Here is a 22,415-nt window from a genome sequence, read left to right on the forward strand (position 1 = left end):
CTTGTCCTCAATCCTGGTGTTGGTGGTCGAGAGGTGGCCGTGGTGGCGGCGGTGTGGGGGTGACGAGCACCCGCTGGGCGACGGCCAGCAGGGCGGGGCGCAGCTCCTCGTCGGGGATGTCGGCGAACGCGCCGCACCCCTCGGCGATGCCGGCGAGCAGCACCAGCGCGGCGACCCGCGCGTCCTGCCCGCCGTCGGGGCCGGTCATCGCCTCGATCAGTCGCTCGGAGATGCGCTGGATGTGGGCGAAGGCCGGTTGGGCGAGCAGTTCCGGGAACTCCCCGCGCAGCAGCGCGATCTCACCCCGGAACCGCACCGCGAGGTCGACGAAGCCCTCCGCCGCCACGCGTTGCGCCGCCGCGCCGGTCAGCGCCGAGATCCGCTCGTCCAGCTCGCAGAGGGCCGCGATGGGTCCCGCCATCAGCTCGGCGAGCAGGGCCTCCTTGCCGGCGAAGTGGTAGAGCACCGCCGCCTTGGAACAGCCCACCTCGCGGGCGATGTCCTGCAACGAGGTGCCCTTGTAGCCGGTCACCGCGAACCGCCGGGCCGCTGCGGCGAGGATCTCGCCGTGCGTACGGGGGGTGCGTCGGATCATGCGTTCCAGCATGCCTGACCGATCGGTCAGACACTGACCGATCGGTCAGAGGAAGTCGGTGGCGTTCACCACAGGGCGGTGCCCCTCACCCCCGGCCGTGCCCCCGGTCGTACGCGGCCCGCGCCTCGCTGATCGCCGTACGGTGCCGCTGCGCCCAGGCGGTCAGCGCCAGCAACGGCTCGTACAGCTCCAACGCCATCGGGGTGGCCCGGTACTCCACCCTCGGCGGCACGCCCGGGTGCACCCGGCGGTGCAGCAGGCCGTCCCGTTCCAGGTTGCGCAGGGTCAACGTGAGCATCCGGCGGCTGATCCCCTCGACCTGCCGGGTCAGCTCCGAGAAGCGGACCGGGCCGGGGGAGGCGGCCAGCAGGATGCCGATCGCCCACTTGCCGCCCACCCGGTCCAGCGCCTCCCGCAGGGTGCAGTCGCCGTCTCGCCCGCCGCCGTCGCACTCGTCGCCGTCCTGCTGCCCGCCGGTGTGGCCGTCGCTGTGTTCCCGGGACACGAGGGGTCTCCTTCCGCCGGTGCCATGGTCACAGACGGACACCCCGACGACGGGGCCGGCGGTCGACCCGTGTCGGGGTTGCGCCCGGCCGGCACGCCCGGGAGGGTGGGCGGATGGGTGGGGCGGAGGAGACACGGGACGGGGTCGGCCTGACCAATCTGGGCCAGCCGCTGCTCGCCGGGAGCGACCTGACCAAGCGGGACCTGGTCGACTACCTCGACGCCGTACGCGACCGCATCCTGCCCGGCCTGCGCGACCGGCCGCTGTCGGTGGTCCGGCTGCTGCGCGGGCAGGAGCCGTTCATGCAGAAGAACCTGCCGAAATACACCCCCGACTGGGTACGCCGCACCGCGATCTGGGCCGAGACCTCGCACCGCCAGGTGTCGTACGCGCTCTGCGACGACCGGCGCACCCTGCTCTGGTTCGCCAACAAGCGGGCCATCGAATACCACCCGGCGCTGGTCACCGCGACCCGCCCCGAGCAGCCCACCCACCTCGTGCTCGATCTCGACCCGCCCGAGGGGGACGCCTTCCCGACGGTGGCCCGGGTCGCCGGGGCGGTCCGCCGGGCGCTGGCCGACGTCGGGCTGGCCGGCGCGGTGAAGACCAGCGGCGCCAAGGGACTGCACGTCTTCGTACCGGTGCACCCGGACACCACCGCCGAGGAGGTGGCCGCCGCGACCCGGGCGCTCGCCGTACACACCGAGCGTCTCGACCCGCAGACAGCGACCACCGCGTTCATCCGGGAGGACCGGGGCGGCCGGGTCTTCGTCGACCCCACCCGGGCCGGCGGGGCGACGGTGGTCGCCGCGTACAGCCCCCGGATGCGCCCCGGGCTGCCGGTCTCCTTCCCGGTTGCCTGGGACGAGCTCGACCGGGTCACCCCGGCCGACTTCACCGTGCGGACCGTCCCGGCGATGCTCGGCGACCGCGACCCGTGGGCCGGTGCGATGCCCGCACCGCAGCGGCTCCCGGCCGGCCTGGTGGCCGAGGGGCGGACCATCCCGGTGCCCCGGGTGCAGGCCATGCACGAGGGTAAACGCCGCGCCCGGGCCCGCCGCGAAACCCCTGACCCCCCGCCGGCCCAGGATGGGCGGTGACCGGCTCCGGAGGCGGCTGTCCCACCCGGCGGTGACCGGCTCCCATGGGTGCCTGCCCGGCCCGGAGGTGATCGAGCGGCATCGCCGAGCCGTGACAACGGCACGGGGGCGACATCGAGTCGGCCAGCGCGGTGGCACAGACACCCGCCACGGGCCGCTGACGGCCGGACACAGCCGGACACACGATGAAGGCCGCTGATCGGGTTTCCCCTGCTCAGCGGCCTTATCGTGCTGGTCGTCCGTGGTGCCCCCGGCAGGATTCGAACCTGCGCCCCCGCCTCCGGAGGGCGGTGCTCTATCCCCTGAGCTACGGGGGCTCAGCGACCTGAGAAGAGTAGCAAACCCCCTTCCGGATCACCGAATCGCCACCCGGCACCCCCCGGTTCTCCCCGTTGACCTGGGCGACCGTGACGTCGGGCGGGCTGTTCAGGCGGCGGCCAGGGTGCGTCCGCAGCTCGGCAGCGGGTGCAGGACGATGCGCCGGGGCAGCCGGCGGGGCCACTCGTTGCGGGGCCAGGAGCCGTCCACGATCAGGTGCACCGGGTGCTGGTCGACGCCGCTGAGCCGGAGCACGAAGTCGCGGGGCAGCGGCGGGTCCACGCTCGGCGTGGTGACCATGAACCGGACCCGGCCCCGGGACGACACCGCCGAGATCACCTCGGCGGCGGGCATGGTGCCGCGCAGGCGTACCCGGCCGATCCAGTAGACCTCCGCGTCGTGTTCCTGGGCGGCCCGGGTGATGGCCGGGTACTCGCCACGTACCCAGCGTTCGACCGCACCGACGCAGAGCCCGCAGGCCCGCTCGCGTGGTTCCCGGGGGCCCAGCCCCCAGGCCCGCAGGTACGCCCCGACGGTGCCGGCGTCCATGGTGAGGTCGAAGCGGCGTTGGATGAGCGCGGCGAGGCTCTGGCGCGTCCAGAGTTCCTCGTCCAGCCCGAACCCGTCGGGGTGGACGCCGCGCAGTACGTCGATCAGTTCGAGTTCCTGTTGCCGGCTGAGCGCTCCCGACTCGCCCTGCCGGTGTCCGCGACGGGCGGCTGCCACCGCTCCGTCACCGCCGATGGTGTGGCGTCGGCACCAACTGGTGACCGAGCGCCGCGCGTCTCTGAGTGCAACCCCCACGTCCTACGCAACGAGCACTAATCGCAACTGGTCACGATATGTGGGTAGAAAGCTCTCGTAGGGGCTCAAAGGTGCGCAGCACGCTAAAGATGCAAATCACCCATATCCCGTCACCGGGTCGGTGGATGCGCGGAGGCCCGCGTCCGCCGGGGCGGTACGCGTGCCTCCCAGGAGGTCGGGCGGGTCAGCCGCCCAGGCGCTTCAGCGCGTTCTGCAGGTTGGTCAGGTCGGTCTGCTGGGTGTTCTTCATGATCTGGGCGACCTTGAGGACGTCGTCGTCGCTGCCGGCGTCGAGGATGCCCTGGATCATGTGGATGCCGCCGAGGTGATGCTTGATCATCATCTGGAGGAAGAGGACGTCCAGCTCGCGTCCCTGGGCGACGCGCAGCTTGGCCATCTCCTCAGGCGTCGCCATGCCCGGCATCAGACCGTTCTCGACCGTGGCCCCGTCGGGCATCCAGGCCATCCGGGGCTCGCTGCCGGTCGGGTCGAGCCCCCACGACCGCAACCAGGTCTGCATGGTGCCGATCTCGCCCTGCTGGCCGGTGGCGATGTCACCGCCGATCTGCCGCACCTCGGGGTCGGTGCCCCGGTCGAAGGCGATCAGCCCCATCTCGACCGCCTGGGCGTGGTGGGTGCTCATGTCCCGGGCGAAGCCGGCCTCCGCCGAGCTGTCGCCAGGCCGGGTCAACGTCGGGGTGAGCAGGCCGCCGGCGTACCCGAGGAGGAGGCCGACCACGACGGCGGCGGCCAGCACGAGCACGCCGTAACGGCCGGCGGGCCGCCGGTCACCTGCGGGGGTGACCGGGGGCTCGACGGGCGGCGTGTCGGTCGTCGCGGGAGCGGTCATCGCCACGTCCTCACTGGGTGGGCTGCTGCTGTTGCTGCGGGACGTTGTCGCGCGGGGCGGTGCCGGTGGCCGTGATGCCCTGACCGCAGTTGGCGTTCGGGCCCTCGACCGAGGCGTTCACCCGCAGCGTCTTGATGAACTCGTCGATCCGGCTGTCGTCGGCGTTGTCGACCTTGAGCTGGTAGCCCCACGCCTGGAGCGAGATCGGCTTGTCCAGCCCCTCGAACGGGCTGAGCATGGCCTTCTCCACGCCCTGCACCTTGCTGCGCAGCTTGCTGACCTGGTCGGCCGGCAGGTCGGGACGGTAGGTGATCCACACCGTGCCGTGCTCCAGGCTGTGCACCGCGTGCTCGTTGGCGATCGGGGCGTCGTAGACGTCGCCCATGCAGTTCTGCCAGGCCGGGTTGTGCGGGCCGGCGACCGGCGGGAGCACGTCGTACTTGATCGCGCCCTGCTGGTGCTGGCCGCCCTGGACGAGCTTGGGGTCGTTCTTCCGGAAGTTGACGATGCCGTCGATGTCGGCGGCCCGCTGCTCCCACGACTTGGAACCCTGGAAGGCCGCGTACGCGCCGTAACCGATGATCGAGACAGCGAGCACGCCCACGGCGACGAACAGGGCGATCGGGCCCCAGGACCGGCCCTGGCTCACCTTCACCGGGGTGATCGGCTTGCGCGGGCCCTTGCCGCCCGAGGTCTGCCGGGGGGTGCCCGTGGACTTGGCGGCCCCGGGCTTGCTGGCGCCGGCGGCGGGCCGGCCCGCCGCCGGCTTCTTACCGGTGCTGACCACGGTCGGACGGCGCTGCGGGCCGCCCGGGGTGCTGATGCTCATCGTCCCTCGTCAGGTCGGTCGGTCAGGGGAACTGGCGGGCCGGGTGACGCTCAGGGTCGCCGCCGAGTGCCCGAGTCTACCCCCGATAACATGGTTCGGTGACTCCCGCAGAACTGGCCGAGGTCGTCCTCTCCGCAGCCCACGCCGTTTTCACCGAGCGCGGGCTCGACCCCGCCGCGCTTCCGGGGCGTACGGCGGTGGAGCGACCGCGTAACCCCGACCACGGCGACTACGCCTCGACGCTGGCCCTCCAGCTCAGCAAGAAGGTCGGCGTCCCGCCCCGGGAGCTGGCCGCCGCGCTGGCCGACCAGCTCGGTCGGGCGGCCGGGATCAAGTCGGTGGAGATCGCCGGCCCCGGCTTCCTCAACATCCGGCTCGACGCCGCCGCCGCCGGCCAGCTCGCCCGGGTGATCGTCGAGGCCGGCGAGGAGTACGGCCGCAGCGACCGGCTCGCCGGCCAGCGGATCAACCTGGAGTTCGTCTCGGCCAACCCGACCGGCCCGGTGCACATCGGCGGGGTCCGCTGGGCGGCCGTCGGCGACGCGCTCAGCCGGCTGCTGCGGGCCACCGGCGCCGACGTCGGCACCGAGTACTACTTCAACGACGCCGGGTCGCAGATCGACAGGTTCGCCCGGTCGCTGCTCTGCGCGGCGAAGGGCGAGCCGGCCCCCGAGGACGGCTACGGCGGGGCGTACATCGCCGAGATCGCCGAGCAGGTCCGGGCGATCCGGCCGGACGTGCTCGACCTGCCCGACGGCGAGGCCCAGGAGGTGTTCCGGGTCGAGGGCGTCACGCTGATGTTCGCCGAGATCAGGTCCTCGCTGCGCGGCTTCGGGGTGGAGTTCGACACCTACTTCAACGAGAAGGACCTGCACGACCGGGGTGAGCTGGACCTCGCCCTGGACCGGCTGCGCGCGCAGGGCCACCTGTACGAGGCCGACGGGGCGACCTGGCTGCGCACCACCGACTTCGGTGACGACAAGGACCGGGTGCTGCGCAAGTCCAACGGTGAGTGGACGTACTTCGCCGCCGACTGCGCCTACTACCTGGACAAGCGGGAGCGCGGCTTCGAGCGGGTCGTGATCATGCTGGGCGCGGACCACCACGGCTACATCGGGCGGATGAAGGCGATGTCCGCCTGCTTCGGCGACGACCCGGCGGTCAACCTGGAGATCCTCATCGGCCAGCTGGTCAACCTGGTCCGCGACGGCGTACCACTGCGGATGAGCAAGCGCGCGGGCACCGTGGTCACCCTGGAGGACCTGGTCGACGCGATCGGGGTGGACGCCTCCCGCTACGCGCTGGCCCGCTACTCCAGCGACTCCCCGATCGACATCGACGTCGAGTTGTGGACCCGGGCCACCCGCGACAACCCGGTCTACTACGTGCAGTACGTCGCGGCCCGCACGGCCAGCGTCGGCCGCAACGCCGCCGAGGTCGGCCTGGGTCGGGGCGACGGGACCGGGTTCCATCCCGAGCTGCTCGACCACGACAAGGAGAACGAGCTGCTCAAGGCGCTCGCCGAGTTCCCCGCCGTGGTCGCCGCCGCCGCCGAGCTGCGCGAGCCGCACCGGGTGGCCCGCTACCTGGAGGACCTGGCCGGGGCGTACCACCGGTTCTACGACAACTGCCGGGTCCTGCCGCGCGGCGACGAGGAGGTCACCGACCTGCACCGGGCCCGGCTTTGGCTCAACGACGCCACCCGCACGGTGATCGCCAACGGGCTGCGCCTGCTCGGCGTCACCGCCCCGGAGAGGATGTAGCCCTGATGCGTGCCCACGAAGCCGGTGCCCTGCACGGCGACATCGGAGACCGGGGGCCGGGCTGGCTGCGTTCGCCGGCCGACGTCAACGCCCTGGTCCCGCAGCTGTGGCCGCGCCAGGTCGAGCGCGGCGCGGGCGGCGCGCTGACCGTCGCGGGCCTCGACGTCCGCGAACTGGCTGCCGGGTACGGCACCCCGGCGTACGTCCTCGACGAGGACGACCTGCGCTCGCGGGCCCGGGACTTCCGGGACGCCTTCCCCGACGTGGACGTCTACTACGCCGGCAAGGCGTTCCTCTGCCGGGCGGTGGTCCGGATGATCGCCGAGGAGGGCCTGCACCTGGACGTCTGCTCCGGCGGCGAGCTGGCCACCGCGTTGTCGGCCGGGATGCCCGCCGAGCGGATCGGCTTCCACGGCAACAACAAGTCCGTCGCCGAGCTGACCCGGGCGCTGGACGCCGGGGTGGGGCGGATCATCCTCGACTCGTTCACCGAGATCGACCGGCTCACCGCGCTGGCCCGGGAACGCGGGGTCCGCCCCGGCGTGCTGATCCGGGTCACCGTCGGGGTGGAGGCGCACACCCACGAGTTCATCGCCACCGCCCACGAGGACCAGAAGTTCGGGTTCTCGCTGGCCGGCGGGGCCGCCGCCGCGGCGGCCTTCCGGGTCATCGACGAGGGTGTGCTGGACCTGCGCGGGCTGCACTCGCACATCGGTTCGCAGATCTTCGACACCAGCGGCTTCGAGGTCTCCGCCCGCCGGGTGCTCGCCCTGCAGGCGCAGATCCGCGACGCCCGGGGGGTGGAGCTGCCCGAGCTGGACCTGGGCGGCGGCTTCGGCATCGCATACACCACCCAGGACGACCCGTCGACCCCGGCGGAACTGGCCAAGCGGCTCCGCAGGATCGTCGACTCGGAGTGCGCGGCGGAGAACCTGGCCGTCCCGCACCTGTCGATCGAACCGGGCCGGGCCATCGTCGGCCCCGCCGTGTTCACCCTCTACACGGTCGGCACCGTCAAGGACGTCGACGGGCTGCGCACGTACGTCAGCGTGGACGGCGGGATGAGCGACAACATCCGGACCGCCCTCTACGACGCTTCGTACTCGGCGACGCTGGCCGGCCGGACCTCGACCGCCGAGCCACTGCTGGCCCGCGTGGTGGGAAAGCATTGTGAGTCCGGGGACATCGTGGTGAAGGATGAATTCCTGCCCGCCGACGTGCAGCCCGGAGATCTTGTCGCGGTCCCCGGCACGGGGGCGTACTGCCGGAGCATGGCCAGCAACTACAACCATGTGCCCCGCCCCCCGGTGGTAGCGGTGCGTGACGGCCGAGCCCGGCTGATCGTACGGCGGGAGACCGAAGAAGACCTGCTCGCTTTGGATGTGGGATGACGTCACCTGTGCGCTTGGCTCTGCTCGGCTGCGGAACGGTCGGTAGCGAGGTGGTCCGGCTGCTGCACGAGCAGGCCGCCGACCTGGCCGCCCGGATCGGTGCTCCGCTGGAGATCGCCGGTATCGCCGTGCGCCGCCTCGGCCGGGACCGGGGTGGCCTCCCCGTCGACCCGGCGCTGTTCACCACCGACCCGCTCGGCCTGATCAAACGCGACGACGTGGACGTCGTCGTCGAGGTGGTCGGCGGTATCGAGCCGGCGCGGAGCTGGCTGGTGGAGGCGCTGCGCGCCGGCAAGAGCGTGGTCACCGCCAACAAGGCGCTGCTCGCCGAGGACGGCGCGGCCCTGCACGACGCGGCGGCCGAGGGCGCGGCCGACCTCTACTACGAGGCCTCCGTCGCCGGGGCGATCCCGCTGCTGCGCCCGCTGCGCGAGTCGCTGCACGGCGACCGGATCAACCGGGTCACCGGCATCGTCAACGGCACCACCAACTTCATCCTCTCCGCGATGGACGCCACCGGCGCCGGCTTCGCCGAGGCGCTGGACGAGGCGACCGAGCTGGGGTATGCCGAGGCCGACCCGACCGCCGACGTGGAGGGCTTCGACGCCGCCGCGAAGGCCGCCATCCTGGCCTCGCTGGCCTTCCACACCCGGGTCACCGCCGCCGACGTGCACCGTGAGGGCATCACCGAGGTCACCGTCGCCGACATGGCCAGCGCCAAGGCGATGGGCTGCACCATCAAACTGCTCTGCATCGCCGCCCGGGGCACCGACGCCGCCGGCCGGGAGACGGTCAGCGTCCGGGTGCACCCCGCGATGATCCCGCTGACCCACCCGCTGGCCAGCGTCGGCGACGCGTTCAACGCGGTCTTCGTCGAGGCCGAGGCGGCCGGGCAGCTGATGTTCTACGGCCGGGGGGCCGGTGGTGCGCCGACGGCCAGCGCGGTCCTCGGCGACGTGGTCGCGGTGTCCCGTAACCGGCTCGCCGGCGCCCATGCGGCCAGCGAGTCCGCCTACGCCGACCTGGCGGTCCGGCCGATGGGCGAGGCGCTGACCCGTTACCACATCAGTCTCGACGTGGTCGACCGGCCGGGTGTGCTCCAGGCGGTGGCCGGGGTGTTCGCCAGGCACGACGTGTCCATCGCCACCGTCCGGCAGGGGCCGGCCGGTGGCGGTCCGGCCGGCCGTGGCGAGGACGCCGACCTGGTCATCGTCACCCACGTCGCCCCGGACGCCGCGCTCGCCGCGACGGTACGGGAGCTGCGCGGGCTGGACATCGTCCGGTCGGTGGCCAGCGTGCTGCGGGTCGAGGGCGGGGCGTGACCGGGCGTCTCGCCTGATGGTTATCGGTGGGTGTGCCGGGGCGCGATGGGCGAGGCTGGTCCAGGCTGGCAGGGGCTCCGGCGCGACCGGGGCGGCAGAGGCGAGGAGAGCGACATGTGGCGGGGCCTGATCGAGACGTACCGGGACCGGCTGCCGGTCACCGACGCCACGCCCGTGGTCACCCTGCACGAGGGGAACACCCCGCTGCTGCCCGCGCCGGCGCTCTCCGCCCGGCTCGGCGCGGACGTCTACCTGAAGGTCGAGGGGGCCAACCCGACCGGCTCGTTCAAGGACCGGGGGATGACCGTCGCCGTCTCCAAGGCGGTCGAGGCCGGCGACAAGGCGATCATCTGCGCCTCCACCGGCAACACCAGCGCCTCCGCCGCGGCGTACGCGGCCCGGGCCGGGATCACCTGCGCGGTGCTGGTGCCGCAGGGCAAGATCGCGCTGGGCAAGCTGGCCCAGGCGCTGGTGCACGGGGCCAAGCTGCTCCAGGTGCAGGGCAACTTCGACGACTGTCTGGCGCTGGCCTCGAAGCTCGCCCAGGACTTCCCGGTGGCCCTGGTCAACTCGGTCAACCCGGACCGGCTGCACGGCCAGAAGACGGCCGCCTTCGAGATCGTCGAGGCGCTCGGTGACGCCCCCGACATCCACTGCCTGCCGGTCGGCAACGCCGGCAACATCTCCGCCTACTGGATGGGCTACTCGGAGGACCTGCGCGCCGGCAACGCCACCCGCGCCCCGAAGATGTATGGCTTCCAGGCCGCCGGGGCGGCCCCGATCGTCAGCGGCCAGGTGGTGCCGGAGCCGTCGACCATCGCCACCGCCATCCGGATCGGCAACCCGGCGAGCTGGACCAAGGCGCTCGACGCCCGGGACACCTCGCAGGGGCTGATCGCCGCGGTGACCGACCGCGAGATCCTGGCCGCCTACCGGCTGCTCGCCCGGGAGGTGGGGGTCTTCGTCGAGTTGGGCAGCGCGGCCAGCGTGGCGGGGCTGCTCCAGCAGGGGGCCGAGGGTCGGGTGCCGGCCGGGTCGACGGTGGTGTGCACGGTCACCGGCCACGGCCTGAAGGACCCCGAGTGGGCGATCTCCACCGCCCCCGCCCCGATCACCATCGCCAACGACGCCCTGACCGCGGCCCGCTCCCTCGACCTGGCCTGATTCCCGCCCCGCGCCGGGCGACGGTGCCGTCCCCCGTCGACCGGGCCGTCGGGTGACCACCCCGTGACAGGTGGGGGAGACCGGGTCGGGCAGACTTTCCTCACGCTGTCCCCTCTCCCAGGAGTGAGCCACGCCGATGTCGCTGCTCGCCAGATCCAGCCTCGCCAACCGGGGGCTCGTCGCCCTGATCGCGGTGGTGACCGCGGCGTTCGGGGCGTTCGCCGTCCCCTCGCTCAAGCAGCAGTTGCTGCCCTCGCTGGAGTTCCCCGGCGCGTTCGTCGTCGCGGTCTACCCGGGCGCCTCGCCGGAGATCGTCGAGGCGCAGGTCGCCGAGCCGATCGAGAACAGTCTCCGGAGCATTCCCGGCCTGGAGAAGGTCACCTCCACCTCGCGGGAGGGGTCGGCGACGATCGCGGTGGAGTTCGTCTTCGGCACCGACATCGACGACGTGGCCAACAAGATGCAGACCGCGCTGAGCCGGGTCGACGCGCAACTGCCCGAGGAGGTCGACCCGCAGGTCATCACCGGCAGCACCGACGACCTGCCGGCCGTGGTGCTGGCGGCCACCGGCGGTGGCGACGAGCAGGCCCTCGCCGCCAAGCTGCGCGACACGGTGGTGCCGGAGCTGGAGGGGATCGACGGGGTCCGCACGGTCGCCGTCACCGGCACCCGCGAGCAGGTCGTGACGATCGTGCCGGACCCGGCGAAGTTCGCCGCCGCCAAGCTGACCCCGACCGCGATCGCCACCGCGCTGAAGTCCAACGGCATCGCCGTCCCGGCCGGCGCGGTCGTCGACGGCACCACCGCGCTGCCGGTGCAGGTGGGCGCCCCGGTCACCACACTCGACCAGTTGCGGGGCATCGCGCTCACCCCGACCGCGCCGAAGGCCGCTCCGGTCCGGCTCGGTGACGTGGCGACCGTCGAGCAGCAGCTCGCCCCGGCCACCGCGATCACCCGTACCAACGGCAAGGAGAGCATCGGCGTCCAGGTGACGGCCGCGCAGGACGGCAACGCCGTACGGATCTCGCACGACATCCGGGACCGGCTGGACGACCTGCGGTCCGCCTCCGGCGCCGAGCTGACCATCGTGTTCGACCAGGCCCCGTTCGTCGAGAAGTCGATCGAGAGCCTGACCACCGAGGGACTGCTCGGCCTGCTGATGGCGGTCGTGGTGATCCTGGTCTTCCTGCTGTCGGTCCGGTCCACCCTGGTCACCGCGGTCTCCATTCCGCTGTCGGTGGTGGTGGCGCTGCTCGCCCTGTGGATCGGCGACTACTCGCTCAACCTGCTCACCCTGGGTGCGCTCACCATCGCGGTCGGGCGGGTGGTGGACGACTCGATCGTGGTGTTGGAGAACATCAAACGCCACCTGGAGTACGGCGAACCCAAGCGGGACGCGATCGTCGCCGCCGTCCGCGAGGTGGCCGGGGCGGTGACCGCGTCGACGCTCACCACGGTCGCGGTGTTCGCGCCGATCGCCCTGGTGGGTGGCTTCGTCGGGCAGCTCTTCGCGCCGTTCGCGATCACCGTCACGGTGGCCCTGCTCGCTTCGCTGCTGGTGTCGCTGACGGTGATCCCGGTGCTGGCGTACTGGTTCCTCAAGCCGCCGCGGGACGGGGCGGACGAGGCGGTGCGCCGGGCCGCCGAGGCCAAGGAACTGCGCAGCCCGTTGCAGCGGGCGTACCTGCCGGCGATCGGGTTCGCCACCCGGACCCGCCGGACCCGGTGGATCACCGTGGCGGTGGGCATCCTGCTGCTGTTCGGCACGTTCGGGTTGGCCCAGAAGCTGGAGACCAACTTCCTCGACGACTCGGGCCAGGACACCCTGAACATCAGCCAGAAGCTACCGGCCGGCTCCGGGCTGGCCGCGACCGACGCGGCGGCCCGCCTGGTCGAGGGGGTGCTGGCACGTACCGACGGGGTCGAAACCTACCAGGTGAGCGCGGGCGGCAACGACCAGCCGTGGTTGGGCGGCGGGGGCAACAACACCGCCCAGTGGTCGGTGGCGCTCGGTGGGGACACCGACGCCAAGGAGATGAAGGAGGTCCTGCGCCGGGAGTTCGACCGGCTCGGGTCCGGGGCCGGCGAGTTGAGCTTCGGCAACGGGCAGGGTGCCACGTCCGGCAGCCAGTTGGAGGTGGTCGTCCAGGCCGCCGACACCGACACCCTGAACCGGGCCGCCGACCAGGTCCGGGCGGCGATGGCGGGCACCCCCGGCGTCGAGGACGTCGCCACCAGCCTGGCCGACCGGGTGCCCCGGGTCGACGTGACGGTCGACCGGCTCGCCGCGGCCCGGGTGGGGCTCAGTGAGGCCGCGGTCGGGCAGTTGGTGTCGCAGGCGTACCGGGGCAGCGCGCTGGGCCGGGTGACCCTCGACGGCGGCCAGCAGGACGTGGTGCTGCGGACGACGGCGGCCCCGCCGCTGACCGAGGAGCAGTTGCGGGCGCTGCCGGTGGGCCCGGTGAAGCTCGACGACATCGCCGACGTCACCCGGGGCGAGGGGCCGCAGCAGATCACCCGGATCGACGGTGAGCGCAGCGTCTCGGTGACCGGCACGGCCACCGGCTCCAACCTCGGTGCGACGACGGCCGAGCTGAAGAAGCGGCTGGACGATCTGGACGTGCCGGGGGCGACGATCGCCGTGGGTGGCGCGAGCGCCCAGCAGGAGGACGCCTTCGGCGATCTGGGCCTGGCGGTGCTGGCGGCGATCGCGATCGTCTTCCTGATCATGGTGGCGACGTTCCGGAGCATCACCCAGGCGCTGATCCTGCTGATCTCCGTCCCGTTCGCGGCGACCGGCGCGATCGCCCTGCTGCTGGTCACCGGGACCCCGCTGGGTGTGCCGGCGCTGATCGGCGTGCTCATGCTGGTCGGCATCGTGGTGACCAACGCGATCGTGCTGCTGGATCTGATCAACCAGTACCGGGCGCAGGGGATGGGCATCACCGAGGCGGTGGTCGAGGGCGGCCGGCGTCGGCTGCGGCCGATCCTGATGACGGCGGTGGCGACGATCTTCGCGCTGCTGCCGATGGCCCTCGGGCTGACCGGCGAGGGCGGCTTCATCTCCCAGCCGCTCGCGGTGGTGGTGATCGGTGGGCTGCTCAGTTCGACCCTGCTCACCCTGGTCCTGGTGCCGACCCTCTACACGATGGTGGAACGCACCAAGGAGTCGCTGCGCGAGCGGCGGGCCGGCCGGCGGGGGCGGGCCTCCGACGAGGGCGGCCCCACCGGGACGCCCGCCGAGCCGGCCGCGGAGGTGCCGACGCCGGTGGGTGCCCCGGCGGCCGAGGCGTCGGGTGAACCGTCGGCCCGACCGACCCCGTCGGCGGCGCTGGTGGACGGCACCGACCAGTTCGAGGTGCTGCGGCTGCCGAAGAGCCGCCGGTCGCCGCTGCCACCTACCGAGTAGTCCGTCCCCGCCGCGTCGCACCGGCCACCCCCGACCCGCCGCGACCGGGTCGGGGGCGGAGCCGCCGTCGCGCCACGACGCGCCCCCGGTCCGGGGTCACCGGGCCGGGGGCGCGTCGTGGCGCACCCGGGACAGCAGACCTGCCACCGGGTACGGTCACCCCATGCTCCGCTACTGTCGGCCATCTCCGATCCACCCTGGGTGATGGTCGTCGACGGGGCGGAGCCGACCGGCCCGGGCGGCGGGCGGTGGGGCCGGCGACGGGTGCTCGGCGGCGGGGCGCTGCTGGCCGGAGGCGTCGCGCTGGGGGCCACCGGCATGTCCCGGGGAACCTGGCTGGCCGACCGGCACCTGCCGTTGTCCGGCGGCCCCGCCAGCGCCACCGTCGGCAACCGGCGGCAGGACGTCGGCTCGGGCGGGCTCCAGGTGGTGTGGCACGTCCCGACCACGCGACGGCTGGTCGCGCTGACCTTCGACGACGGCCCGCTGCCGCAGTGGACGCCGACCGTGCTGGACACCCTGGACACGCACGCGGTGCCGGCGACCTTCTTCCTGGTCGGGGAACGGGTGCGCCGGCACGCCGGGCTGATCCGGGGGCGGCTGGCCCGGCACGAGGTGGGCAACCACAGCTGGCGGCACCGGGACCTGGCGAGGCTGGCCGCCGCCGCCGTGCACGACGACCTGCGCCGCTCGCACGAGACCATCGCCGAGGTCACCGGCATGCCGCCCCGGCTGGTCCGGCCCCCGTACGGGCACCTGGGCGGCGGGGTGCTGCACGCCGCCGTACGCCTCGACTACCGGGTCGTGCTCTGGTCGTTGCAGATGGTGGAGGGGGAGTACCCGGACGACCCGGCGGGGCACGCCCGGCGGATCGTGTCCGACGTCGTGCCGGGCACCATCCTGCTCGCCCACGACGCGGGCCCGGAGAACCGTCAGGTGGCGCTGCGCGGGCTGGCCGCGATGATCACCGCCCTGCAGGACCGGGGCTACACCTTCGTCACGGTCTCCGAGCTGCTGGCCCACCCGACCGGCTCCCGCACCGGGGGGTAGGGTCCGGGCACGTGTCCTCTCCGCTCTCCGTCCTCGCCCGCAACCGGGACTTCCGCAATCTCTTCCTCGCCGAGCTGGTGGTCTTCGGGGCCGACTGGTTCGTCATGGTGCCGCTGCTGGTGCTGCTGCCGGAACTGACCGGCAGCGGGGTGTGGGGCGCCCTGGTGCTGGCGCTGGACACCGGGGTGCTGGCGCTGCTGCTGCCGTACACCGGGACCATCGCCGACCGGTTCGACCGCCGGAAGGTCATGATGGCCGCGAACGGCGTGACGCTGCTCGGGGTGCTGCTGCTGCTCGGCGTCCGCGACGCCGGTACGGCCTGGCTGGCCATGGTGGCGATCACCGCGGTGGCGGTCGGCAAGGCGTTCTACTCGCCGGCCGCGCAGGCCGCCCTGCCCAACGTGCTCGATCCGGCCGACCTGGCCGTCGGCAACGCCGTCGCCGGCTCCGCCTGGGGGACGATGACGGTGGTCGGGGCGTCCCTCGGTGGCGTGCTGACCGCGGCCGTCGGGCCGTACGCCTGCTTCTGGGTGGGGGTGGTCGGCCTGGTGGCGGCGGCGGGCCTGGCGGCGCTGATCCGCCGGCCGTTGCAGGCACCCCGGGAGGCCGACCGGACGACCCCGCGCACCTGGACGGCGATCCGCGAGGCGCTGGGCCACATCCGGCACCGGCCCCGGGTGCTGGCGCTGGTCACGGTGAAGTCGGCGGTGGGGCTGGGCAACGGCGTGCTGACCGTCTTCCCCCTGCTGGCCGCCGTGTACGGGGCCGGGCCGGTCGGCACCGGCCTGCTCTTCGCGGCGCGTGGGGCGGGGGCACTGGTGGGACCGATTCTGATGAGCCGGGTGCTGACCAACCGGGCCTGGCTGCTGCCCGGCCTGGCCCTGTCGATGTCGCTGTACGGCCTGGCCTACCTGGGCGCGGCGGTGGCGAGCTGGTTCCCGCTGGTGCTGCTGCTGGTCTTCGTGGCGCACTTCGGCGGCGGCAGCAACTGGGTGCTGTCGAACTTCGCCCTCCAGGGCGAGGTGCCCGACCGGCTGCGCGGTCGGGTGTTCGCCACCGACATGATGCTGGCGACCCTGGCGATCTCGGTCAGTCAGCTCGTGGTGGCCGGCGTGGTCGACCTGGTCGACGAGCGGGTGGTACTGGCCGGCTGCGGCCTGGTCACCGTCGTGTACGCGGTGGGCTGGCGGATCGCCACCCGCCGGCTCTCGCTCACCGACCCGGCCACCGGCGGTGACCCGCTGACCGCCCGCTGACCACGGCGGGCGGTGCGGCTCAGTCGGCGCGGTCGACCCGTGCTGGGGGGGCTCAGCCGGCGTAGCCGACCCGTGGTGGGGGGCTCAGTCGGCGCGGTCGACCGGGGGTGGCGCGTCCGGCGGTTGGTCGCTCCCGCCCCAGGCGTCCCGACCCGGGTGCTCCGTGGCCTGACCCGGGTGGTCCGTGGCCTGACCGGCGGCGTACCCGGGCGGCGGGCCACCCGGGTATCCGGTCGGGGTGCCACCGCCCGGGGGCGTCCAGGTGCCCCACGGCTGACCGGGCACGGGGGACGGGGCCGCGGCCCGGCGGCCGACGAAGACGGCGGCGACGATGAGGCCCAGGCCGATCGGGTAGCCGATCCAGCCGACCGCGCTGACGGCGAGGCTCCACATCTGATACTGCCGTATCCCGCCGGAGCGGATCAGGTCCGGCAGGGCCGCGACCCAGGCGGTGGTGAACAGCTCCAGCAGCAGCAGGACGACGGCCCCGGCGAGCAGGAACGACCGGGACCGGCCGGGCAACCGGCGGCCGGCGGTGACGCCGAGCACCAGAACGGTGAGCAGGGTCAGCAGGATGGGCAGGTGCCCCAGCACCTGGGTGAGCCGGTAACCGAGCATTGCCACGTCGCCTCCCGACCGGTCGATGGATCGGCGTCAGGTTAACCGAGTTGATCCAGTTCCACCCTCCGGGCGAGGCGGTGCGACGTCGGTCCCGGGCCCTAGCATGATCCCGTGCCGACGATTTTCACCTCCGGGCCGGTGCGGGTGCGGGTGCCCGCGACCAGCGCCAACCTGGGCCCCGGGTTCGACGCCCTCGGGCTCGCCCTCGCCCTGCACGACGACGTGGCCGCCGAGGTGACCCCGGCCGGCGTCCGGGTGGCGGTGACCGGCGAGGGCGCCGGCGACCTGCCGCCGGACGACCGGCACCTGGTGGTCGTCGCGATGCGGGCCGCCTTCGACCTGCTCGGCGCGCAGCCGCCGGGGCTGGCCCTGGAGTGCGTGAACCGGATTCCGCAGGCCCGGGGTCTGGGTTCCTCCTCGGCGGCGATCGTGGCCGGGGTGCTGCTGGCCCGGGGTCTGGTCAGCGACGGCGCGCAGCGGCTCGACGACGAGGCGGTGCTGCGGCTGGCAGCCGAGATCGAGGGCCATCCGGACAACGTCGCGCCGTGCCTGCTCGGCGGGTTCACCGTCGCCTGGACGGAGCCGACCGGCGGGCGGGCGGTGTCGCTGCCGGTCGCGGCCGGGATCTCGCCCACCGTCTTCGTGCCGGCCGAGCGGGGGTTGACGGCCACCGCGCGGGCGGCGTTGCCGGCGACGGTGCCGCACGGGGACGCGGCGCTGAACGCGGGCCGGTCGGCCCTGCTGGTGCACGCGTTGACCGCCGCGCCCGAGTTACTGCTGCCGGCCACCGTCGACCGGCTGCACCAGGACTACCGCGCGGCCGGGATGCCACAGACCGCCGCCCTGGTCAGCGAGTTGCGTGCGGCGGATGTGGCCGCCGTGGTCAGTGGGGCGGGCCCGACGGTGCTGGCGTTCACCGCGCCGCCCGACGGGTTCGACCCGGGAACAGAATGGGAAGTCTGGCGGTTGCCGGTAGAGGTGCGCGGAGCGACGCTCGCACGGGGTAGACTGGGACACGCCGAGCGGGACCCTGTTGCCGCAGGTCGGAAGAGTTGATTACGCTCTAGACTCAGCACAGCCGCGAAGCACGCGATCTCTCTGCGGGTCGGCGCACCCCGAAGCTCTCGGCGGTCAGCCCGTCACCCCTGCCAAGGCCCACGCCGCACCGCAGTTTCCGCAGGTCGCCGCAGACGGCGAGACCTGCTCACCGACGTTGGTGAGTTGGGAAACCGCCCGGCTGCTGTGCCACAGACTCCCGCGACGCGTCATGCGAGGCGGGTGCACCGAGGCCGCCCGGCCACCTTGCTTGTCGATCCCGGGCAGTCCCGGCCTATCGAGGGAAGGAATCCATTGAGCGACACCACCGACGTGACGTCGGATGTTTCCAACGTCGCTGGCGATGCCACCACCGCCGCCCCCACCCGCCGTCGGCGCAGCGGTACCGGTCTGTCGGCGATGCTGCTGCCGGAGCTGCAGAGCCTGGCCGCGTCGCTCGGCATCTCCGGGACTGCTCGCATGCGCAAGGGCGAGCTGATCAGCGCGATCTCCGAGCGGCAGCAGGGCGGCGCCGCGACCGGCACCCCTCGACCGCGGGCCGAGGTGGCGGCTGCGGCTGCCCCCGTCCGGGAGGAGGTGCACGCCGAGGTGACCCCGGAGCGTGCCACCGAGCCGGCGTCGGCCACCCCTGCCGTCACCACCGAGCCCGAGGGTCGGACCCGGACCCGGCGCAGCCGGGCCAGCACCGCCGAGGCGCGGCCGGCTGCCGAGGCACGGGTCGTCGAGACCCGTACCGAGGAGCCGCCGGTCGAGGCCGGTGAGCGTCCCGAGCGGGCCGAGGGCCGTACCGGCCGGGACCGTGGCGAGCGCACCGGAGCCGAGCGCACGGGTAACGAGCGGACCGGCGGTGACCGGGCCGAGCGGGCCGGTAACGACCGGGCCGAGCGGACGGACAACGACCGGGCCGGCCGCAACGACCGGACCGAGCGCGCGGGTAACGACCGGGGCGAGCGTGCCGACCGGGCCGGTAACGACCGGGGCGAGCGGGCCGGTAACGACCGGGCCGAGCGTAACGACCGGGCCGAGCGCAGCGACCGGGGCGACCGCAACGATCGCAGCGACCGGGGTGAGCGGGCCGACCGCAACGACCGTGGTCAGCGCGACAACCGCGACAACCGCGACAACCGGGACGACTCCGACGACGACGAGAACGGCGGCCGGCGGGGCCGGCGCAGCCGGTTCCGGGACCGTCGTCGGGGCCGGGGTGACCGGGCCGAGGGCGGCAACGACACCGGCGGCGGCCGCGAGCCGCAGGTCGGCGAGGACGAGGTGCTGGTCCCGGTGGCGGGCATCATCGACGTGCTCGACAACTACGCCTTCGTGCGGACCACCGGCTACCTGGCCGGCCCGAACGACGTCTACGTCTCCATGTCGCAGATCAAGAAGTACGGCCTGCGCCGGGGCGACGCGATCACCGGCGCGGTCCGGGCGGCCCGGGACAGCGGCAGCGGCGACCAGCGGCGGGACAAGTACAACCCGCTGGTCCGGCTGGACACCATCAACGGCATGGAGCCGGACGAGGCCCGCCGTCGTCCCGAGTTCTACAAGCTCACCCCGCTGTACCCGCAGGAGCGGTTGCGGCTGGAGACCGAGCCGCACATCCTGACCACCCGGGTGATCGACCTGGTGATGCCGTTGGGCAAGGGGCAGCGGGCGCTGATCGTGTCGCCGCCCAAGGCCGGCAAGACCATGGTGCTCCAGGCGATCGCGAACGCGATCACCCACAACAACCCGGAGTGCCACCTGATGGTGGTGCTGGTCGACGAGCGGCCCGAAGAGGTCACCGACATGCAGCGCTCGGTGAAGGGCGAGGTCATCGCGGCCACGTTCGACCGTCCGCCGCAGGACCACACCACCGTCGCCGAGCTGGCGATCGAGCGGGCCAAGCGCCTGGTCGAGCTGGGGCACGACGTGGTCGTGCTGCTCGACTCGGTGACCCGGCTCGGCCGGTCGTACAACCTGGCGGCGCCGGCCTCCGGCCGGATCATGTCCGGTGGTATCGACTCGACGGCGCTCTACCCGCCGAAGCGGTTCCTGGGTGCGGCCCGCAACATCGAGAACGGTGGCTCGCTGACCATCCTGGCCACCGCGCTGGTGGAGACCGGGTCGATGGCGGACACGGTCATCTTCGAGGAGTTCAAGGGCACCGGCAACGCCGAGTTGAAGCTCGACCGGAAGATCGCCGACAAGCGGACCTTCCCGGCCGTGGACGTCAGCGCCTCGGGCACGCGCAAGGAGGAGATCCTGCTCGCGCCGGAGGAGCTGGCCATCATCCACAAGCTCCGCAAGGTGCTGCACTCGCTGGACTCGCAGGCGGCGCTGGACCTGCTGCTCGACCGGCTCAAGCAGTCCCGCACCAACATCGAGTTCCTGATGCAGATCGCCAAGTCGACACCGGGGGAGTGACCCGCTCCGGGTGAGACCGCCACGAAGGGCACGGCCGCAGCGGCCGTGCCCTTCGTCGTACCCGGGAATTGCGTCGGTGGACTTTTCTTTCGCTGGGCCGGGCAGCTCTTGAAAATTCTGTGCGCGGCCGGGTTGACTGGGGGGCGGGGGTTCCCGGCCGAGCGGGCCGGGCCCGGCCACCGACGGGCGGCGGAGGGGAACCTGGGGAGGCGTCCGTCGCCCGGTGGCCCGGCCGGGTGGGCTTCTGAACCTGGGGGAGGAGCCCACCCGGTCCGGTCCGCCCCACCGGGCGAGGAATGCGGGGCCGCAGCGGCGGGAATGCGGGTGGCGGGACGGGCGTTACCACTGCCGGACCGATCGTGCGGCCCGCCCGTCGGGTCGGCTCACGCCCATGGCACACTGGTCAATCGGCCACCGGTTCCGGTTCACGCCCGAGTCCGTCGCGCACCAGGCGGCGGGGGATCAGCGGCGACCCGGCGACCACCTGACGAAAGGACCGAGGCGACATGAAGCCCAACATCCACCCGGAGTACACGACGACCGAGGTCAAGTGCTCCTGCGGCAACTCCTTCACGACCCGCAGCACCGCCAAGGGCGGCTCGATCAGCGTCGAGACCTGCAGCGCCTGCCACCCGTTCTACACCGGCAAGCAGCGCGTCCTCGACACCGCGGGCCGGGTCGCCAAGTTCCAGCAGAAGTACGCCAAGGTCCAGGCGAAGAAGGCCAAGTAGCTCCACCGACGACGCCCGTGTCCGGCCCCGTGCCGGACGCGGGCGTCGTCCGTTGCGCCCCCCTGTGACCTCCGTGTCCCGTTCCACCGTCGCCGGACCCGTCGAAGGAGCACCCCCCGCATGAGCAGCGAGCGCCTGGCCGCCCTCCTCGACGAGTACGCCGAGCTGGAGAAGCGGCTGGCCGACCCGGCCATCCACGCCGACCAGAACACCGCCCGCCGGGTCGGTCGCCGCTACGCCGAACTGGTCGGGCTGCACAAGGCCGCCGGTGAGCTGGAACAGGCCCGCGCCGACCTGGTCGCGGCCCGCGAACTGGCCGCCGAGGACCCGGCGTTCGGCGAGGAGGCGGACTCGCTCGCGGCGACCCTGCCGGCGCTGGAGGAACGGCTGGCCGAGCTGCTGATCCCCCGGGACCCGCACGATGCCAAGGACGTGATCATCGAGATCAAGGCCGGCGAGGGCGGCGAGGAGTCCGCGCTGTTCGCCGGGGACCTGCTGCGGATGTACACCCGCTACGCCGAGCGGCACGGCTGGCTGACCGAGGTGATCGACGCACAGGACTCCGACCTCGGCGGGGTCAAGGACGTCTCGCTGGCGATCAAGACCAAGGGGGTCCCGGACGGCGGCAACGGCGTCTGGTCCCGGTTGAAGTGGGAAGGCGGGGTGCACCGGGTGCAGCGGGTCCCGGTCACCGAGTCGCAGGGCCGCATCCACACCAGCGCGGCCGGTGTCCTGGTGCTGCCCGAAGCCGAGGACGTCGACGTCACCATCGACCCGAACGAGCTGCGGATCGACGTGTTCCGTTCGTCGGGGCCGGGCGGCCAGTCGGTGAACACCACCGACTCGGCGGTGCGCATCACCCACCTGCCCACCGGCGTGGTGGTCTCCTGCCAGAACGAGAAGTCCCAGTTGCAGAACCGGGAACAGGCGATGCGCATCCTGCGGGCCCGGCTGCTGGCGGTGGCCCAGGAGCAGGCCGACGCCGCCGCCTCGGACGCCCGCAAGGCCCAGGTGCGCACCGTGGACCGCTCGGAGCGGATCCGCACCTACAACTTCCCGCAGAACCGGATCACCGACCACCGGATCGGCTACACGGCGTACAACCTCGACCTGGCGTTGGCCGGGGAACTGGACGGCGTCCTGGACGCCCTCGCCGAGGCGGACCGGGCCGCCCGGCTCGCCGGCGACACCGAGCTGACCCGCCGCTGACCCGCTCCGCGCCGGCCCGACGCGGCCCGCCTCCGC

General features: G+C 73.1%; 18 protein-coding genes and 1 tRNA gene. 12 read left to right on the forward strand and 7 right to left on the reverse strand.

Annotation, left to right across the window (positions count from 1 at the left end; translation table 11 throughout):
* Positions 1-7: 7 nt before the first annotated feature.
* Entirely contained in the window at positions 8-595 is a 588-nt protein-coding gene (locus ACWCHM_RS01970) for a TetR/AcrR family transcriptional regulator (protein WP_204957980.1), read from the reverse strand.
* Between the two features lie 85 nt (positions 596-680).
* Entirely contained in the window at positions 681-1,013 is a 333-nt protein-coding gene (locus ACWCHM_RS01975) for a winged helix-turn-helix transcriptional regulator (protein WP_239485203.1), read from the reverse strand.
* A 200-nt stretch (positions 1,014-1,213) separates the two neighbouring features.
* On the opposite strand from ACWCHM_RS01975, the gene ligD reads away from it, so the two are divergent.
* On the forward strand, positions 1,214-2,200 hold the full coding sequence (gene ligD, locus ACWCHM_RS01980; protein ID WP_454221353.1) for a non-homologous end-joining DNA ligase: 987 nt from the start codon (positions 1,214-1,216) through the stop codon (positions 2,198-2,200).
* Between the two features lie 242 nt (positions 2,201-2,442).
* On the opposite strand, the gene ACWCHM_RS01985 is transcribed toward ligD, so the two are convergent.
* The 4 genes from ACWCHM_RS01985 to ACWCHM_RS02000 form a co-directional block, all read right to left on the reverse strand.
* Positions 2,443-2,517: transfer RNA gene (locus ACWCHM_RS01985), tRNA-Arg, on the reverse strand.
* Positions 2,518-2,626: 109 nt separating this feature from the next.
* Entirely contained in the window at positions 2,627-3,322 is a 696-nt protein-coding gene (locus ACWCHM_RS01990) for a winged helix-turn-helix domain-containing protein (RefSeq protein ID WP_454221354.1), read from the reverse strand.
* 184 nt (positions 3,323-3,506) lie between these two features.
* Positions 3,507-4,172, reverse strand: a complete 666-nt coding sequence (locus ACWCHM_RS01995) for a DUF305 domain-containing protein (protein ID WP_454221355.1) — start codon at positions 4,170-4,172, stop codon at positions 3,507-3,509.
* A 10-nt stretch (positions 4,173-4,182) separates the two neighbouring features.
* Positions 4,183-5,001, reverse strand: coding sequence for a DUF3105 domain-containing protein (locus ACWCHM_RS02000; protein WP_454221356.1), 819 nt, complete (start codon positions 4,999-5,001; stop codon positions 4,183-4,185).
* Positions 5,002-5,099: 98 nt separating this feature from the next.
* Between ACWCHM_RS02000 and argS the strand changes: the two genes are divergently transcribed.
* The 7 genes from argS to ACWCHM_RS02035 all read left to right on the forward strand — a co-directional run bounded on the left by argS (position 5,100) and on the right by ACWCHM_RS02035 (position 16,356).
* Complete coding sequence (gene argS, locus ACWCHM_RS02005) at positions 5,100-6,764, forward strand: arginine--tRNA ligase (protein ID WP_454221357.1); 1,665 nt, start codon at positions 5,100-5,102, stop codon at positions 6,762-6,764.
* Between the two features lie 5 nt (positions 6,765-6,769).
* Complete coding sequence (gene lysA, locus ACWCHM_RS02010) at positions 6,770-8,155, forward strand: diaminopimelate decarboxylase (RefSeq protein WP_454221358.1); 1,386 nt, start codon at positions 6,770-6,772, stop codon at positions 8,153-8,155.
* Between the two features lie 8 nt (positions 8,156-8,163).
* Positions 8,164-9,477, forward strand: coding sequence for a homoserine dehydrogenase (locus ACWCHM_RS02015; protein WP_454222995.1), 1,314 nt, complete (start codon positions 8,164-8,166; stop codon positions 9,475-9,477).
* A 114-nt stretch (positions 9,478-9,591) separates the two neighbouring features.
* Positions 9,592-10,641 carry a threonine synthase gene (thrC, locus tag ACWCHM_RS02020; protein WP_204957988.1) on the forward strand — a complete coding sequence of 350 codons (1,050 nt, stop codon included), beginning with the start codon at positions 9,592-9,594 and terminating at the stop codon, positions 10,639-10,641.
* 136 nt (positions 10,642-10,777) lie between these two features.
* Positions 10,778-14,050 carry an efflux RND transporter permease subunit gene (locus tag ACWCHM_RS02025; RefSeq protein WP_454221359.1) on the forward strand — a complete coding sequence of 1,091 codons (3,273 nt, stop codon included), beginning with the start codon at positions 10,778-10,780 and terminating at the stop codon, positions 14,048-14,050.
* A 117-nt stretch (positions 14,051-14,167) separates the two neighbouring features.
* Complete coding sequence (locus tag ACWCHM_RS02030; RefSeq protein WP_454221360.1) at positions 14,168-15,100, forward strand: polysaccharide deacetylase family protein; 933 nt, start codon at positions 14,168-14,170, stop codon at positions 15,098-15,100.
* An 11-nt stretch (positions 15,101-15,111) separates the two neighbouring features.
* Entirely contained in the window at positions 15,112-16,356 is a 1,245-nt protein-coding gene (locus ACWCHM_RS02035; RefSeq protein WP_204957990.1) for an MFS transporter, read from the forward strand.
* A gap of 84 nt (positions 16,357-16,440) precedes the next feature.
* Here the strand turns inward: ACWCHM_RS02035 and ACWCHM_RS02040 are convergent, their stop codons facing one another.
* On the reverse strand, positions 16,441-16,980 hold the full coding sequence (locus ACWCHM_RS02040) for a hypothetical protein (protein ID WP_454221361.1): 540 nt from the start codon (positions 16,978-16,980) through the stop codon (positions 16,441-16,443).
* A 108-nt stretch (positions 16,981-17,088) separates the two neighbouring features.
* Between ACWCHM_RS02040 and thrB the strand changes: the two genes are divergently transcribed.
* The 4 genes from thrB to prfA all read left to right on the forward strand — a co-directional run bounded on the left by thrB (position 17,089) and on the right by prfA (position 22,379).
* Positions 17,089-18,033, forward strand: coding sequence for a homoserine kinase (thrB, locus tag ACWCHM_RS02045; RefSeq protein ID WP_421490200.1), 945 nt, complete (start codon positions 17,089-17,091; stop codon positions 18,031-18,033).
* A gap of 294 nt (positions 18,034-18,327) precedes the next feature.
* Positions 18,328-20,439 (forward strand): transcription termination factor Rho, encoded by a 2,112-nt coding sequence (rho, locus tag ACWCHM_RS02050; RefSeq protein ID WP_454221362.1) that lies wholly within the window; start codon positions 18,328-18,330, stop codon positions 20,437-20,439.
* Between the two features lie 506 nt (positions 20,440-20,945).
* A complete protein-coding gene (gene rpmE / locus ACWCHM_RS02055; RefSeq protein WP_088642795.1) occupies positions 20,946-21,170 on the forward strand; it encodes a 50S ribosomal protein L31 in 225 nt (74 codons plus the stop codon).
* A gap of 120 nt (positions 21,171-21,290) precedes the next feature.
* A complete protein-coding gene (gene prfA / locus ACWCHM_RS02060; RefSeq protein ID WP_204957994.1) occupies positions 21,291-22,379 on the forward strand; it encodes a peptide chain release factor 1 in 1,089 nt (362 codons plus the stop codon).
* Positions 22,380-22,415: the final 36 nt, after the last annotated feature.

The organism is Micromonospora sp. SCSIO 07396, from assembly GCF_053667945.1.